Source organism: Lachnoclostridium edouardi (genome assembly GCF_900240245.1).
Lineage (GTDB): Bacteria > Bacillota > Clostridia > Lachnospirales > Lachnospiraceae > Lachnoclostridium_A > Lachnoclostridium_A edouardi.
Genome location: NZ_OESQ01000001.1, coordinates 161,366 through 178,180 on the forward strand (window position 1 = coordinate 161,366; position 16,815 = coordinate 178,180).

The window sequence follows — 16,815 nt, forward strand, 5'->3', positions numbered from 1 at the left end:
CAAATTTGATTACTTTTAATCTCTGATATCAACGTTAGAAACATCCAAAGCTCCAGTATTCTGAATATAATCCAGATCTGTATATCCATAATAAAATCTGTACACATTTTTCGCCAGGTCCGCAGCGTTGGCTGAGGAATACCCATAAGGAATATTTACAGTTACGCAGATATCAGGATTATCAAAGGGTCCGTAGGAAATAAAGAAAGCATGGTTGGCACGAGTATTGGACTCCTGAGCAGTTCCCGTTTTTCCTGCAATAGGAATTTCCAGATCATCAAAAATCTTTTTGGAGGAACTGTTGGTAATAACCTGGCGCATACCTTGCTGTACTGTATTCCAGGTAGTATCTGCAATATCAATTTTGGAATGAACCTCAGGGGTATAATCTTCAATTAAATTTCCCTGAGAATCTGTAACCTTGTCAATCAGGCTTAATTCAAATACAGTGCCTCTGTTGGCCAAAGCAGCCGCGTATCTGGAAAGCTGTACATTGGCATAAGCGTGATTTCCCTGTCCCATTACAGAACGCTCCGGATCCTCTGTACTGATCTTAGGACTTAATTCGGCAATCTCCACACCTGAAGTGTGATCTAAGCCAAACATGGTGGCGTATTTGCGGATCTTTTCCAATCCCAGACTCTGCACATAGCCGCCGTTTTCATCAGTAGAAAGCCTGTGCCCCAGCTCTGCAAAAAAGTAGTTGCAGGAATTCTGAATCGCCTCCACTAAATCCTCTTCATTGTGGCGGCCGGGATAAATCCAGCACTTAATAGTAGGCTTTACAATGTCAAATTCTCCGGTACAATTAATCTTTTCTGTGAGAGACAGCACATTTTCCTCTAATGCGGCGATGGCTGTAATAGGTTTAAAGGTAGAGCCTGGAGCCTTGATTGTCTGTGTAGCGTTGTTGTAAAGGGGATTAGACAAATCCTCTAACAGCTGACTGTAGTAGGCGCTGTCCATTGTGCCGGACAGACGGTTATTATCATAGCTGGGGTAAGTAACTAAAGCCCGCACTTCTCCTGTGTTTACATCTGTTACTACACAGCCTGCTGTGCAGGGATCTAAGGCCATCTGAGCCGGAGTCAGCTCCAGCTTTGATATTTTATCCTTAATAAAAGTATAAGCGTAATTTTCACCGTTGGCCCTTAATGCGTCTACCTGGCTTTGGTCGTAGGCCAGGACGCCCTGATCGTACAGGGCGAGGCAAAGCTCGCGGCCGGTAATAATGTTGTCGTTTATAAGATAACGGTATATTTTCTTATAAAACTTTGTATCTGTCTGCAGATTTTCCAGCACATACTCTACTAAAACAGAATAAATATCATCTGCATTAGAATATTTACTTTCTATTTGCAGCTTTGTAGTGTCAATCCAGTTGTTAGCGATTCCTGCATATATAAAGTCCCGAAGACTGATTGTTTCGTCTTTCCAGGCCAGGTAGCTGGGATCGTTTTTGTCCATCTTGTCATCTGTAACTAAGATTCCTATAGTAGGGTCCTGCAGATATGTTTTAATATAAAGCATGTAAGCGTACATATCAGCGGAAAGGTCTTTCAGTTGAGTTGTACTTTCGCTGTACAGTTCGTTTCTGATATCTTGAATAATCCTGTCCTTGGAGGTGGTGAACTTAAATGCAATGGCCTGTTCTGTCTGGGAGGCATCCTGAGCAAAAAAGTGGCTCATATTCAGCACGTTATTATTGATCAGCTGAAAATAAGCATCCTTTACAGGGATCAGCCTTTTGGAGGAGTCTCTGTTTTCATTGACCTCGTCGCCGGCATTTACGATTTTGCTGGTGAGAACGCCAGCTAATTCCTGTTCAATTAAATAGTAAATACCGATTTGAAGATCCCGGTCTAAGGTCAGGTAAACATCTTCTCCTGCAGAGGCCTCTGTCTCTGAAAGCACTTCCATAATACGCCCCATATTGTCCACACAAATAGTCTTTTTTCCCTTGGAGCCCTGGAGAGTCAGTTCCATAGAGGCTTCTATGCCTGTACGGCCCACAACGTCAGTTAATTCATAATCAGGGTCAGATTTTTTAAGCTCTTCCAGCTGATCCTCCTGCACCTTTCCCGTATATCCAATAATAGGCGCAAAATAAATACTGTCATTGTAAACCCGGATGGTAGATTCCTCGATTCCAACGCCGTCTAGCTGAGCCTTATGCTCCTTAATGTCCACCACTGTTTCTTCGCTGACATAAGAAGTAATAGGCGTGGTGGCGTATTTCTGGTAAGCAGTCAGTCCCATTGTATATCGGATATTTACAATATCTAAAGCTAAATCATCAGGGATGATCAATGCATTGCCCTTTTCATCCTTCATGGAATTCAGCCCATAAGATTCTTTCCTCTTTTCAAAGGCCTCTCTGGCTGTAATAGCGGAAGGATATTTTCCCTCCGGATCATCCAGCTCGTCTACGCTTTTACGTCCATAATAATCTCTCAGGAAACGTTTGCGGGCAGCTTCTGAGGCGGAGGTATAAACCATATCTCCGTTGGAATTTATAGTTACCTCAAATTTGCCTTCCACAGCCTCCCCGTGCTTGTCCAAAATTGTAACAAGCTCTAAAAGCATGGCGTTCATGTCAGCGCTTCTTTTATATTTTCCAGTGTCCTGTATGGTGACAATATAAGCCAGCTGGTTGTAGGCCAGAATATTTCCGTTCATGTCGTAAATATTTCCTCTGGTGCCAGGCGTTGTAATCTCCTTTTCTGTTTTCTGAATATATTCGTTCAGATAATATTCTCCATTGACAATTTGAAGATTAAATAATTTAACAATAAGAATACAAAACATAACAGTAAAAGCTGCGCCGATAGTTACTAACCGGGAGCCGGCCAGTTTTTTCAAACCCTCTTTCAGTGCTTCCAGAAAATCTCTAAACAATGGTTGTATCTCTCCTTTGTTCCCACTCTTCCAGCCATTTTGTAACAGCTAAAACAAGTCTGTAAATCAATAGCGTTGTAACTACGGTAAAAATAATTTCCGGAAAAATAATCTCTCGGAAATAAAATAGAAAATCCAGGCGGTTTCTAATTAGAAAACGGAAAATGTAAATGTAAAAATTATAAGCCAGTTCATTTACCAGGCTTAAAACCAAAGGCAGGGTGATGTAGTCTTCATAGTAATATTTGTTAAATATACCATTTAAATATCCCACCCAAATGTAAATCAAGGTATAAAAGCCGAAAGGGCCGCTGTAAAACAGATCTAACAGTATTCCGCTGATTAAGCCGCATAAAAGTCCGGCCTCTTTTCCCTGAATAAAGCCAAAAGAAAAGGTAAGGATTAACAGCAAATTAGGGGCTGCAGATAAAAATGGCATCTGGGGAAATATACTGTTTTGAACAGCAAAAGCAATAATAATCAGTACCAGATTCAAAAGCGCCCTTTTCATGATGCTCCCTCTCCCTCCACCGTCTGCTCATCTGTCATATCTTCCTTCAGATCCGTAATAATCAGCACCTCCTGAAGGGAGTCAAACTCCGCTACAGGAATCAAATACCCTGATTTAGTCAGCTGGTTGCTGTCTATAGAAATATCGGCGGCATAGCCGATTAAAATTCCAGGCAGAAAACGGGAACTGATATTGGAGGTGACGATTTTATCGCCGTCTTTAATATCACTGTCCTTGGATATATCAGTAATTCTCAGCCGTCCCTGCTGATATAGCTTTAAATCTCCGGCTACCATGCAGCCGTCTCCAGACTGCATAGCCATAGCGCCCACTTCGCTGGAATCGTCAATAATCGCCCGCACTGTGGCGTAGTTGGCCCCTACGTCTGTGACAATTCCCACCAAACCGCCGCCGGAGATAACGTTCATATTTACGCGGATTCCGTCAGCAGAGCCTTTATTCACCCGAAAAACCTGAAACCAGTCCCCGGAATCTTTGGCAATAACTCTGGCGCCTACTTTATTATACTGCAGATATTCCTGGTCCAGCTCATACAGCTGTCTTAAGCGTTCCAGTTCAAACTGTTCCTCCTGAAGACGGTTGTTGTCCTCCACCAGAACTTCAATCTGGTCCTTTAACTGCTGGTTTTCATCCAGGGCATCCTTTAATTTGGAATAATCGCTGATGCCGTTAAATGCAGCCAGCCCCACTTTGTTGACCCCTGACTGAATGGGAATCAGCACATATCCCACAGCAGATCTTAAAGGCTCCAGCCAACTGTCAGTGACAGATGTGATTCCAATAAGAAGAACGCAGAAAACAGTCAGCCCTGTTATAATATATTTGCTTCTTTTTGATTCCATTTACAATAGTCCCCGTTCCTTAAAACTGATATAAGAATTATCTCCAATAATTATATGATCAATCAGCCGGACGCCAATGATTTCCCCGGCAGATGCAACTTTTTTTGTTATTATACAGTCTTCCTTGCTGGGAGAAGGATCTCCGCTGGGATGATTGTGCACCAGAGCAATATTAACTGCATGGTACTTTAACGCCTCCAGAAAGATTTCCCTGGGGGAAATTAAAGATGCATTTACAGTTCCCTTTGACATAAGGCAATCTCTGATCAAAGTCTGTTTGGTGTTAAAGCACATCATATATAAATGCTCCTGCTCCAGATGGCGCATATCTTCCATATAAAAATCTGCAATGGCAGCAGGCTGGGAAAAGGAATTTCCTTCCTGAAAAGCTTCCTTTTTCCAGATTCTTCTGGACAGCTCCCCAATACAAAGGAGCTGAATCCCTTTGACAGGGCCTACGCCCTTTATAGCCATTAACTCCGGCAAAGTAAGATGCATAAGCCCTAAAAGACTTTCCCCTGAGCTGTGGAGAGACAAAATTCTCTGAGCCAGGCCAAGGGAATTCTCCTCTTTAGAACCTGTGCGGAGGATAATAGCCAGAAGCTCTGCATCACTTAAATGCTCCGGCCCTGATTTTAAACATTTCTCGTAAGGTCTTTTGCTGTCCGGCAGCTCTTTAATCGTAAGTTTTTTCATATTTTCCGCCTCCTGTAGTCCGTAACTCTCCAAGTACGTTCAGGCGTGCAGATGGTTTTAAATCCAGCGGTATACCAGCAAAGCCAGCACAACGCCGATAATTCCGGCCATGGTAATTTTGATGCTAAGGCCGAAGGTAATAACTAGAATCCCAAAGTTCAGCACAAGCGGAGTATCTAATCCAAAGGACTGACCGAAATTCAGCCAGGACAATCCTGCTACCCCTTCTGAAATACTTCCAATAAAGCCGCCCAGAACAATGCCGGCAAGCATTAAAAGCAGCAGAACCCAGAAATTTTTTGTTCTCATATCCTGCTCTCCCCTTCCTGATTCTGTTTAGTAGTTTACCACAAGATGTGTTTCATGTATACATTTTCCAGGCAGTTCACATAATTTTAAGAGATACAATGCCTGCATCCAAAAGTTTCTGCAGGGACATCAGAACGCCTAATTTGCCGTGATACCATGTAAGTCCCCCCTGAAAATAGACAGCATAAGGAGGCTTTATAGGTCCGTCGGCTGACAGCTCAATAGAGGAACCCTGGACAAAGGCTCCCGCCGCCATAATAACAGGAGCGTCATAGCCTGGCATGTCCCAGGGCTCAGGGCTGACAAAGCTGTCTACTGGGGCTGCCGCCTGGATGCCCTGACAAAATGCAATAACGCCTTCAGGAGTTCCAAAGGTAACTGCCTGAATAATATCGTGGCGTGACTCTGTGCCGTTTGGAACTACAGAAAATCCCAGCTGCTCGTAAATATTTGCGGCAAAAATAGCGCTTTTTAAGGCTCCTGCAACTACAGTAGGAGAAAGGAAAAATCCCTGGAACAGCTGCTGATTTAAGCCTAAGCTGGCGCCTACCTCTTTTCCAAGACCAGGAGCGCTAAGGCGATAAGAAGCATTGTCTATACAATCTTTACGTCCCACAATATATCCGCCGATAGGAGCCAGGCCGCCGCCTGGGTTTTTAATTAAAGAACCTACAATCATATCAGCCCCAACATCTGTAGGTTCGATTTTTTCTACAAATTCACCGTAACAGTTATCCACCATACAAATTACATCTGGCTTAATCTTTTTTACAAAAGCAATTAATTGGCCGATTTTTTCTACTGATAATGTAGGTCTTGTGGCATAACCTTTAGAGCGCTGAATAGTCACCAGCTTTGTTTTTTCGTTAATTGCTTTTTGGATTCCGTCAAAATCAAAAGAACCATCCTCTAATAAGTCTACTTGTCTGTAGGTGATGCCGTATTCCTTTAATGAGCCGGCAGAATCCCTGATTCCGATTACTTCCTCCAAGGTATCATAAGGCTTTCCCACAGGAGAAAGCAGTTCGTCTCCTGGTCGCAGGTTTCCTGATAAGGCAATGTGCAAAGCATGGGTGCCGCTGATTAACTGGGGGCGGACTAATGCGCTTTCCCCGTGGAAGGCGCTGGCGTATACCTGCTCCAGCACGTCTCTGCCTAAATCATTATAGCCGTAGCCTGTAGTGGCGGCAAAATGAATATCGCTGACTCTGTTGTCCTGCATGGCCTTTAATACCTTCATCTGATTGTATTCTGCAATCTGGTCAATAGCCTGAAAACGTTCCTTTAAAGAAGCCTCTATTTTTAATCCGAAATCTAACGCCTCCTGGCTGATTCCCATTTCTCTGTACATATTATTTTTCCTCCTCCAGACAGGCGTTAGTTTCTCCTGTCATCTGGTTCCATTCTTTTAATATAAAATTAAGGATATTTTCCTTATTATTGTCAAATTCAGGCAGATACAGCCAGCGCACATCTTTTTCTCTTCTGAACCAGGTCAGCTGGCGTTTGGCAAAGTGCCTTGTATCTCGTTTTAAAATATACACAGCCTCATCTAAGCTATATAAGCCGTCTAAATAGTCTAAAATTTCTTTATATCCCAACCCTTGCATAGAGGTTATTCCTCTGCGGCATCCCAGTTCTTTTAAAGCCTTCACCTCTTCTACAAGGCCCTCTTTCATCATTAAATCTACACGTTTGTCAATTCTTTCGTAAAGAAGGGAACGCTCAGTATTTAATACATAGTAGAGAAAGGCATAGGGAGAGTTTTTTTGTTTTTCCTGCTCATTGTGCAGGGAGATTTTCTGCCCTGTCAGCTGGTAATATTCCAGGGCTCGTATCACCCGTTTTACGTTATTTTCGTGAATCGCCTCCCCGGATTTAGGATCTACCTGGCAAAGCTGATTATGCAGCCAGGAGGCTCCATACTTTGCGACATCCTCCTCCAGCTTCTTTCGTATTCTGCCGCCCTCTTCATTTTCTTTAAAATCAATATCATTTAAAAGAGCCTGAATATAAAAGCCAGTGCCTCCGGCGATAATCGGCACTTTATTGCGGCTGTAAATATCCTCCAGGGCTTTCTGCGCCAGCTGTTTGAAAATTACTACGTTAAAATCCTCTGTAGGCTCTAGCACATTAATAAGATGATGGGGAACTCCCCTCATCTCCTCTTCTTTTATTTTGGCAGAACCAATATCCATATGGCGGTATACCTGCATGGAATCTGCGCTGATAATTTCCCCGTTTACAGCCTTTGCAAGGTCCACAGAAAGGTCTGTTTTGCCTACGGCAGTAGGACCTGTAAGAACAATTAAAGGCAGCTTTTTATTTCTGTTTATATTATTATTTTTACTTAGTTCCATGTTATACCTCACACAATCCGCTTGAACTTTTTCTCCAGCTCATATTTGCTCATAGATATGATAGTAGGTCTGCCGTGAGGGCAGGCATAAGGATTGTCCAGCTGGAGAAGCTGGTCGATTAATTCATTAGCCTCCGCCTCATTCATCTGGTGATTTCCTTTTACTGCCGCCTTACATGACATAGAGGCTATTTTTTCATAAATCATTTCAGAATTCTCCAGGGCAGTGTCCTCTGACAGCTGGTCTAACATTTCTAACAGCAGATCCTTTTTGGCAATAGAAAACAGATTTCCAGGCACGCCTCTGACAGCATACTCTCTTCCGCCAAAAGGCTCAATTTCAAATCCAATACCTGTAAAGTGCTCCATATGCTTTTTTAAAAGCACTTCTTCACTTGTGCTCAAGGTGAGAATAATCGGAGGGTTTACTGCCTGACAGGTATATTCCCGGTTTTTCAAGGAAGCCATGGTTTTCTCATACAGTACTTTTTCATGGGCGGCATGTTGGTCAATAATGTAAAGATGATTGTCAAATTCCACCATCCAATAAGTATTAAACAGCTGGCCGATCAGGCGGTGGCGGATTCTGGACTCTGGATTTAAAAGCTTTTTATCAAACAGCTCCATCTGCTTTGGCTCTGTCTCTTTCCTGTCTTTTTCCGCAGGCCTTTGTTTATGTTCCTGGTCAGGCAAGGCCTGGGAAACCGGCTGGTGTACAGGCTGGGAGACGATAGTCTCATGTACTGCAGACTGAGAGGCAGCAGGCCGCAATACTGCAGGCTGCGCTTGAGAAGATGCAGGCGCTGCAGAATGAGATATTTTGGACTGAGCAGCTTCAGGTTTTGCAGTTTGAGGGAAAGAGCCGTAATTTACAGATGGCTCCTTTACACATATATGCATCTGCTTCATTCTGTTTTTTTCAAAAGGCTCCGGTGCATAGGAGGAAGCTTTTGTCTGGGAAGTTAAGCGTTTTACCTCCTGGGCATCCCGTTTTTCCTTTTCCTCTAAGCTGACTGAGGGGATCAGCTCCTTGTGGGCTAAGGCAGACTGAAGGGAGTGGAGCACCGTACCATATATTTGTTCTCCGTCCCTAAAACGCAGCTCCATTTTTGTGGGATGAACATTTACATCTAAGAATTCAGGGTCAATAGTAAAGTGGAGCATAGTAAAGGGATATTTGTGCTGCATCATAAAGGGGCGAAAAGCCTCCTCAATGGCTTTTGCAATAATATTGCTTTTTATATACCGTCCGTTAATATAATAATTTTCAAAATTTCTGTTGCTTCTGGCAATCACCGGCTTTCCAATAAAACCGTGTACAGAAATATGGCTTTCCTCAGCCTTTACAGGCAGCAGATTGCCTGCGATTTCCCTGCCATACACAGTATATATAATATCCTTCAGATTGTGATTTCCGGAGGTGTGAAGCTTGTTTTGATTATTTTGGATAAAGCGGACGGAAACCTCAGGGTGAGACAAGGCGATTTTCTCAACCAGGTCTGCCACATGTGCCCCCTCAGTCTGGGGAGTTTTTAAAAACTTCCTTCTGACAGGAGTATTGTAAAATAAGTTTCTGGCAATAAAGGTGGTGCCGTCAGGAGCTCCGATTTCCTCCAAAGATTTTTCTGCGCCCCCTTCAATCTGATACCTGGTGCCTGTTAAGCTTTCAGGAGTTTTTGTAATTATTTCCACCTGGGAAACAGCGGCGATACTGGATAAGGCTTCTCCTCTGAAGCCTAAGGAGGAAACTGTAAATAAATCTTCTACAGACTGTATTTTGCTGGTAGAATGCCGGAGAAAGGCTAAGGCGATTTCGTCCTTTGGGATGCCAAATCCGTTGTCCGTAACGCGGATAAAGGAGGTTCCTCCGTCCCGGATTTCCACTGTGACGGCCGTAGCCTTGGCATCAATGGCATTTTCCAGCAGCTCCTTTACTACGGAGGCAGGGCGTTCAATTACCTCTCCCGCCGCAATTTTGTTAATTGTATTTTGATCCAGTACTGTAATTTGCGCCATAGCTCCTCCTTTTAATTTCCGTTCCACCTGTTTTTAAGTTTTGTCTGCAGCCTGTATAAGGTATTTAATGCGTCAATAGGAGTCATACTTCCTAATTCCAGCTCCCCCAGTTCTTTAATAATCTGGTCCTCCTGAACTGTGTCAAATAAGGTCAGCTGTGAAAGCTCCACTTCATCCGGCTTTGGCACAGGCTTGTGCTGATTGGCAGCTGCTCCTGTTTTAGCTATTTCCTTGGCTTTGGCAGTAATATCCGCGTCGCTTAGCTCATTTACCAGCTCTTTGGCTCTGGCAATTACAGGTTCCGGCACTCCGGCCAGCTTGGCAACCTGAATTCCGTAGCTTTTATCAGCTCCGCCTTTTACGATCTTCCGCAGAAAGACAATATCATCCCCCTGCTCTTTTACTGCAATGCAGTAATTGTTTACTCCGTTTAAAGTACCCTCCAGCTCTGTCAGCTCGTGATAATGAGTGGCAAATAAGGTTTTGGCTCCCAGAATTTTAGTGTTGCTGATATATTCTACCACAGCCCAGGCAATAGATAAGCCGTCAAAGGTGCTGGTGCCTCTTCCAATTTCATCTAAAATTAAAAGGCTGTTTCTGGTGGCGTTTCTCAATATGTTGGCTACCTCTGTCATTTCCACCATAAATGTACTTTGGCCGGAGGCCAAATCGTCGGAGGCGCCTACCCTGGTGAAAATTCTGTCGCAGATGCCGATATTGGCTTCATCTGCAGGGACAAAGCTGCCGATTTGAGCCATAAGCACAATTAAGGCAGTCTGGCGCATATAAGTAGACTTTCCGGCCATATTAGGGCCTGTAATAATGGAAACCCTGTTTTTCGTGTTATCTAAATAAATGTCATTTGCCACAAACATGTCGTTGCGTATCATTTTTTCTACAACAGGATGGCGGCCGTTTTTAATCTGGATTACACCTTTTTCATTAATTTTAGGTTTTACATAATTATTTCTGGTAGCTGCCAGGGAAAGGGAGGCAAATACGTCGATGCCTGCAATGGCCTTTGCTGTTTTCTGAATTCTTAATACCTGGCTGCCGATTTTATCTCTGACCTGGCAGAACAAATCGTATTCTAAGGAAAACAGCTTGTCCTCAGCTCCCATAATCACATCTTCCAGCTCTTTTAATTTATCTGTTGTAAAACGCTCTGCGTTTGTTAAGGTCTGCTTGCGCACAAAGTAATCAGGAACCTGATCCTTAAAGGAGTTTGTCACTTCAAAATAGTAACCGAACACTTTGTTAAACTTAACCTTTAAAGCTTTTATTCCCGTTTTTTCTCTTTCCTCAGCCTCCAGCTGAGCCAGCCACGTTTTGCCTTCTGTTTTGGCTTTTCTCAGCCTGTCTGTTTCCGGGTCAAAGCCGTCCTTAATAATGCCTCCTTCTTTGGAAGAAATAGGCGGCTCCTCCACAATGGCGCTTTCAATTAGCTGGTGCAGATCCTCTAAGCTGTCCAGCTCTTCATAAAACTCTTTTAAGGCAGGGCTGGTAAATTCAGATAAAATATTTTTTATGTAAGGAAGCATAGATAGGGAACTGGAAAATGCGATTAAATCTCTGGGATTAGCGGTGCGGTAGCTGATGCGGCCAATCAGGCGCTCCAGATCATAAATAGAGTTTAAGTATTCTCTCAGCTCTTCCCTTGCTATATAATTCATATTCAGCTCTTCAATACCGTTTTGCCGCTTTAAAATAGCCTCCCGCTGAATTAAAGGCTGTTCTACATATGTTCTCATTAATCTGGCGCCCATGGCAGTTTTCGTTTTATCTAAAACCCAAAGCAAGGTGCCTTTTTTCTGCTTTTCTCTTAATGTTTCAAGAAGCTCCAGATTTCTTCTTGTAGAAACGTCTAAAACCATATACTGCCCTACAGAATATGGAGTTATGCCTGTAATATGGGACAAAGTGTTTTTTTGTGTATCGTAAAGATACTGCATAACAGCTCCTGCCGCAATTACGCCTGTATCGTATATGCCAAGACCCAGCCCCTCCAGACTATTTACATGGTAATGCTCTTTTAAAAGCTTTCTGCAGGACTCGTCGGAGAAAAATCTGGCTTCTAAGGATGACATGGCAAAATGGTATCTGTTTTTTAATTCCTCCACGTCGATTCCCGACATGAGAAAAGCCTCGTTACAGATAATTTCTGAAGGAGAAAACTTATTAATTTCATCTGTCAGCTCTCTTTCAGACTGAACCTCAGTTACCAAAAAATCACCAGTACTAATGTCTGCACTGGCAATTCCAAAGGTATCTCCCAGATATACAATTCCCATTAAATAATTATTTTTAGTTTCATCTAAAGCTACAGAGCTGGTAATAGTTCCCGGGGTGACAATTCTTACCACCTCCCTTTTAACAAGCCCCTTAGCTTGTTTCGGGTCTTCCATCTGCTCAGCGATAGCTACTTTGTAGCCCTTTTGAACCAGCTTATTAAGATAAGTATCTACTGCGTGGAAGGGAACGCCGCACATAGGCGCCCTCTCCTCCATTCCGCATTCCTTTCCAGTTAAGGTGATTTCCAGCTCTCTGGAGGCTGTAATGGCGTCCTCAAAGAACATTTCATAAAAATCTCCTAATCTGTAAAACAGAATACAGTCGCTGTATTGCTTTTTTGTTTCTACATATTGAAACATCATTGGTGATAATCCAGCCATGTTTCTTTTCCTCTTTCTGAATATTCTGTACAGGAAAAAGGCTAAATTATATTTAAGCCTTCACCTGACTTCCCATATAATAAAAGCCTTTGCTTTCCTCTAAATATACATCTGTAATTTTTCCAATCAGAGAGGGATCTCCTGGAAAATGAACTACAGTGTTGTTGCTTAGACGGCCTGTAAGCCATCCTTTTAAGTGGCTGTCCTCTTCCTCCGTCAGCACCTTTTGGACAGTGTGCAGATCTCTGCCTGACACCTTCCCGGCAATAGTCTGAACCTCTTTTAAAAGACGGTCAAACCTGTCTTTCACTACAGGCTCAGGCACCTGATTTTCCATAGCTGCGGCAGGGGTTCCTGTTCTTTTAGAATATATAAAAGTAAAGGCGCTGTCAAAGCGAACTTTTCTCACCACGTCCAAGGTATCCTGAAAATCCTCCTCCGTCTCCCCTGGAAATCCTACAATAATATCAGTGGTCAGGGAGATGCCGGGCACAGCCTTTTTGATTTTTTCCGCCAGCTGTAAATACTGCTCCTTTGTATATCTGCGGTTCATTGCCTTTAGTATTCTGCTGCTTCCCGACTGCATAGGAAGGTGAAGGTGAAGACAGATTTTTTTAGAGTTCTTCATCACCTCAATCAGCTGGTCTGATAAATCTTTGGGGTGGGAGGTCATAAAGCGGATTCTTTCAATTCCCGGAATCTGCTCTACCTGCTCTAACAGCTGAGCAAAGGTAATAGGATTGTCCAAGGTCTTTCCGTAGGAATTTACATTCTGGCCTAAAAGCATAATTTCCACAACCCCTTCTGAGGCCAGCTTCTCAATTTCCCTCAGGATCTCCTCAGGCTTTCTGCTTCTCTCCCGTCCTCTTACATAAGGCACAATGCAGTAGCTGCAGAAATTGTTGCAGCCAAACATAATATTTACCCCGGATTTAAAAGGATATTTCCGTTTAGAAGGCAGATCCTCCACAATTTCTGTAGTGCCTTCCCAAACGTCTATTGTCATATGATCCTCAGTTAATCTGTTAAAAATCAGCTCGGCCAGTTTGAAAATATTGTGGGTGCCGAATATAATATCTACGAATTTGTAGTCCTTTTTTATTTTTTCCACTACATCAGGCTCCTGCATCATACAGCCGCAGAGCGCCACCAGCATAGACGGATTTTTCTTTTTCAGATTATGTACAAATCCCAGATGGCCGTATACTTTTTGGTTGGCGTTTTCTCGGACGGTACATGTATTGTACAAAACAAAGGAGGCAGCTTCTGACTCTGCTTCGCAAAGACCGGCCTGGTTCAGAATCGCCTGAAGCTTTTCTGAATCCTTGGCGTTCATCTGGCAGCCGTAAGTTTCAATGTGAAATGTGCCGTATATTTCTTTTTCCAGCATTTCTTTTATTTGTTCTTCTCCAAACTGCCTTTTAGCTTCCCCGGAATCTATCATAAACTGGAAGCGGGCCTTAAAAAGAGCCTTTACCTGGCGGATAAAGTAAAGCTGGCGTTCCGGCTCTTTTCCCGGCGCTTCCTCATATATTTTATTAAAATCAAAGTGTTTCATATAATCATTTGCTTTCATTTTCTGATCTGTCCATTTCCATAAATAATGTATTTTGTAGTAGTCAGCTCTTTCAGTCCCATAGGTCCTCTGGCGTGAAGCTTTTGAGTGCTGATGCCGATTTCAGCCCCAAAACCGAATTCAAAGCCGTCTGTAAACCTGGTAGAAGCATTTACATATACTGCCGCGGCATCTATTTCATTTAAAAACTTCTGAGCATTGAAGTAATTGCCGGTAATAATAGATTCAGAATGTCCTGTGTTGTAACAATTAATATGACTGATGGCTTCCTCCACAGAACTTACTGTTTTTACAGATAAAATATAATCTAAATATTCTGTGCCCCAGTCCTCCTTAGAAGCTTCAGAAAATTCAGGCACAATACTTCTGGCCGCCCCATCTCCCCTGATTTCCACCTGGTATTTGTCCAGCCTTTCCTTTAACATAGGCAGAAATTTAGCCGCTGCATTTTCGTGGACAACTAAAGATTCGCAGGCATTGCACACGCCGATTCTCTGAGTCTTTGCATTTTCCACAATATCTAAAGCCATAGAAAGATCTGCAGACTCGTCTACATAAATATGGCAGTTTCCCGTGCCTGTTTCTATTACCGGCACAGTGCTGTTTTCCACTACTGTGCGGATCAGCCCTGCTCCTCCCCTGGGAATCAAAACGTCTACATATTGATTCATTTTCATCAGCTGTTTTGTAGTTTCTCTGTCTGTATCTGTAATGAGAAGGATTGCCTCCTTTGGAAGGTGATTTTTTTCCAAACCTTTTCTCAAACAATCTACAATAGCCATATTGGAGTGAAGGGCGTCGCTGCCTCCTTTTAAAATCACTGCATTTCCTGTTTTAAAACAAAGTCCGAAGGCGTCTGCCGTAACATTAGGTCTGGCCTCGTAAATAATCCCGATTACTCCCAGAGGAACTCTTTTCTTTCCAATAAGAAGTCCGTTGGGGCGCTCTTTCATGGACTCGACTTCCCCTACAGGGTCATCTAAATCGGCAATCTGAAAAAGTCCCTCCGCCATAGCCTGAATTCTGTTGTGATTTAATTCCAGACGGTCCAAAAGTCCCTGGTTCATTCCACGGCTTCTGCCATTTTCCATATCTATTTTATTGGCCTCTAAAATAGCTGCTTCTCCCTCTAATAAAGCGTTGGCTGCAGCCTTTAACCCCATATCCTTTTCTGCTTTTCCCAATTTGCCTAAAAGGCGGGAAACCTCCCTGGCCTGTCTGCCAATTTCAAGTAATTCCATGCTCAAGTACCTCCTTTTCAGTAATAATCAGATCCATTTTTACATCCAGACTGCTGTGGGGAACAGATGAAAACAGCTGAAATCCATAGCAGCAGCCGGCAGTAAAAAGCTTAGTCTGCCCTTCTAAATATTTATCGTAAAAGCCTCCTCCGTACCCGATTCTGCTTCCGTCCCGGCCAAAAGCTGTGCCTGGCACAATCATAAATCCTAAACTTTCATTGCGGGGAATAAGGGGGCAGGTAGAGTTAGGCTCTAAAATCCCCATAAAACCTGGCTCTAAACAATTCATAGATATAATTTCATAAAATTCCATAACAGAGCCTGTTACTTTAGGAACCGCGGTTTTTATGCCGTTTTCCCAGCACCAGGCCAGCAGCTTCTTTGTGTCAGCTTCATCCTGCATGGAAACATAAGTATACAGAAAACAGCCCTGGCGAAAACCGGCTGTCCATTCCGGCTTTTTAAGTACAGAGATCACTGTTTTAAAAAGCTGGTTATCCAGAGCCTGCTTTTCTTTACTAGATAAACTTCTCCTTTGGCTTAAAACAGTATTTCTAAGCTCCTTTTTATACTTCTTTAATGTTTCCATATTTTTTTCCCAGGTCAGTAATAGAACCGTCTTTTTCTTTAATAGAAATATTATTTAAGGTTCCTCTCATATTCTGACGGATAGCCGCTAAATATTCCTGCCTTAACTGAGCCTGTTCAGCCTTTTCCTCATCAGTTAGGCCTACAGCCTGAGACTTGTGATATAAAGTATTAATTCGGTCAATTTTTTCCTGATTCATAGAAAGTCCTCCTTTTGTCTGTTAATATTTATTGTCTATAAAGTCCATTAAGTCAAAATCTAAATTAGAGTGAGCCAAAAATAAGGTGCCTACCTGACTTCCGCTTATAATTTGATATACTACATCTAAAGATTCCCCGTTGGCAATTACCATGTCGGAGCCGCTGTCAGTAGCGATTCTGGCTGCAGCCAGCTTAGCCGCCATGCCGCCTGTGCCTACGTCGCTGCCTGTAGTTTCCTTTCCCATATCCATAAGCTGAGAAGTAATTTCCCCTACAAAGCTGATAAACCTGGCATCCGGATGTCTTTTCGGATCGTCAGAATACAGACCGTCTATGTCAGAAAGCAGAATCAGCAAATCAGCATTAATGAGAGCCGCTACAATAGCAGAAAGACGGTCATTGTCTCCAAATTGGATTTCGTGGGTGGAGACAGTATCGTTTTCATTTACAATAGGAATGGCTCCCAGCTTCAGAAGTTCATCAAAAGTATTTTGGGCATTATATCTGGAGGTGTCGTTTGTCATTGTGCTTTTTGTCAGAAGTACCTGAGCTGCTGTTTGATTATATTCAGAAAAAAGGCGCTGATACACCATCATCAGTCTGGCCTGACCTACAGCGGCGTATGCCTGTTTTTCTGAAATGGTTTCAGGCTTTTGCCTGTGTCCAAGAGCCTGTCTGCCTGCCGCAATAGCGCCTGAAGAAACAAGAACTACTTCTTTTCCGCTTCCCTTCAGATCGCTGATTACTCGTATGAGTTTTTCTATTTTCTGCAGATTCAGTTCCCCTGTCTCCTTGTGGGTCAGGGAGGAAGAACCGATTTTTATAACAATTCTTTTTTTATTTTTCAGCAGACTTCTGCTGATTTGCTCTGAAACTTCCATAATA

Annotated in this window: 14 protein-coding genes; all 14 read right to left on the reverse strand. The window is 43.0% G+C overall.

Annotation, left to right across the window (positions count from 1 at the left end; all coding sequences use genetic code 11):
- Window positions 1–15: 15 nt before the first annotated feature.
- Window positions 16–2,898 (reverse strand): penicillin-binding transpeptidase domain-containing protein, encoded by a 2,883-nt coding sequence (locus C1A07_RS00770; RefSeq protein WP_101875410.1) that lies wholly within the window; start codon window positions 2,896–2,898, stop codon window positions 16–18.
- On the reverse strand, window positions 2,891–3,409 hold the full coding sequence (mreD, locus tag C1A07_RS00775; protein WP_101875411.1) for a rod shape-determining protein MreD: 519 nt from the start codon (window positions 3,407–3,409) through the stop codon (window positions 2,891–2,893). The genes C1A07_RS00770 and mreD overlap by 8 nt, the downstream gene beginning before the upstream one ends.
- Window positions 3,406–4,272, reverse strand: a complete 867-nt coding sequence (gene mreC, locus C1A07_RS00780; protein ID WP_101875412.1) for a rod shape-determining protein MreC — start codon at window positions 4,270–4,272, stop codon at window positions 3,406–3,408. The genes mreD and mreC overlap by 4 nt, the downstream gene beginning before the upstream one ends.
- Window positions 4,273–4,968, reverse strand: a complete 696-nt coding sequence (gene radC, locus C1A07_RS00785) for a RadC family protein (protein ID WP_101875413.1) — start codon at window positions 4,966–4,968, stop codon at window positions 4,273–4,275.
- A 57-nt stretch (window positions 4,969–5,025) separates the two neighbouring features.
- On the reverse strand, window positions 5,026–5,277 hold the full coding sequence (locus C1A07_RS00790) for a DUF4321 domain-containing protein (protein WP_101875414.1): 252 nt from the start codon (window positions 5,275–5,277) through the stop codon (window positions 5,026–5,028).
- Between the two features lie 76 nt (window positions 5,278–5,353).
- Window positions 5,354–6,628: a methionine gamma-lyase family protein gene (locus tag C1A07_RS00795; RefSeq protein WP_101875415.1), complete on the reverse strand. Its 1,275-nt coding sequence runs from the start codon at window positions 6,626–6,628 to the stop codon at window positions 5,354–5,356.
- Between the two features lies 1 nt (window position 6,629).
- Complete coding sequence (gene miaA / locus C1A07_RS00800; RefSeq protein ID WP_101875416.1) at window positions 6,630–7,637, reverse strand: tRNA (adenosine(37)-N6)-dimethylallyltransferase MiaA; 1,008 nt, start codon at window positions 7,635–7,637, stop codon at window positions 6,630–6,632.
- Between the two features lie 8 nt (window positions 7,638–7,645).
- Window positions 7,646–9,652 carry a DNA mismatch repair endonuclease MutL gene (mutL, locus tag C1A07_RS00805; protein ID WP_101875417.1) on the reverse strand — a complete coding sequence of 669 codons (2,007 nt, stop codon included), beginning with the start codon at window positions 9,650–9,652 and terminating at the stop codon, window positions 7,646–7,648.
- Between the two features lie 11 nt (window positions 9,653–9,663).
- Window positions 9,664–12,324, reverse strand: coding sequence for a DNA mismatch repair protein MutS (mutS, locus tag C1A07_RS00810; RefSeq protein WP_101875418.1), 2,661 nt, complete (start codon window positions 12,322–12,324; stop codon window positions 9,664–9,666).
- Window positions 12,325–12,376: 52 nt separating this feature from the next.
- Window positions 12,377–13,882, reverse strand: a complete 1,506-nt coding sequence (gene miaB / locus C1A07_RS00815) for a tRNA (N6-isopentenyl adenosine(37)-C2)-methylthiotransferase MiaB (RefSeq protein WP_242972216.1) — start codon at window positions 13,880–13,882, stop codon at window positions 12,377–12,379.
- A gap of 14 nt (window positions 13,883–13,896) precedes the next feature.
- On the reverse strand, window positions 13,897–15,141 hold the full coding sequence (locus C1A07_RS00820; protein ID WP_101875420.1) for a glutamate-5-semialdehyde dehydrogenase: 1,245 nt from the start codon (window positions 15,139–15,141) through the stop codon (window positions 13,897–13,899).
- Entirely contained in the window at window positions 15,128–15,730 is a 603-nt protein-coding gene (locus C1A07_RS00825; protein ID WP_101875421.1) for a 5-formyltetrahydrofolate cyclo-ligase, read from the reverse strand. Before C1A07_RS00825 ends, C1A07_RS00820 begins: the two co-directional genes overlap by 14 nt.
- On the reverse strand, window positions 15,708–15,929 hold the full coding sequence (locus C1A07_RS00830) for a DUF896 domain-containing protein (RefSeq protein WP_101875422.1): 222 nt from the start codon (window positions 15,927–15,929) through the stop codon (window positions 15,708–15,710). Before C1A07_RS00830 ends, C1A07_RS00825 begins: the two co-directional genes overlap by 23 nt.
- Window positions 15,930–15,950: 21 nt before the next feature.
- Entirely contained in the window at window positions 15,951–16,811 is an 861-nt protein-coding gene (proB, locus tag C1A07_RS00835) for a glutamate 5-kinase (protein WP_101875423.1), read from the reverse strand.
- Window positions 16,812–16,815: the final 4 nt, after the last annotated feature.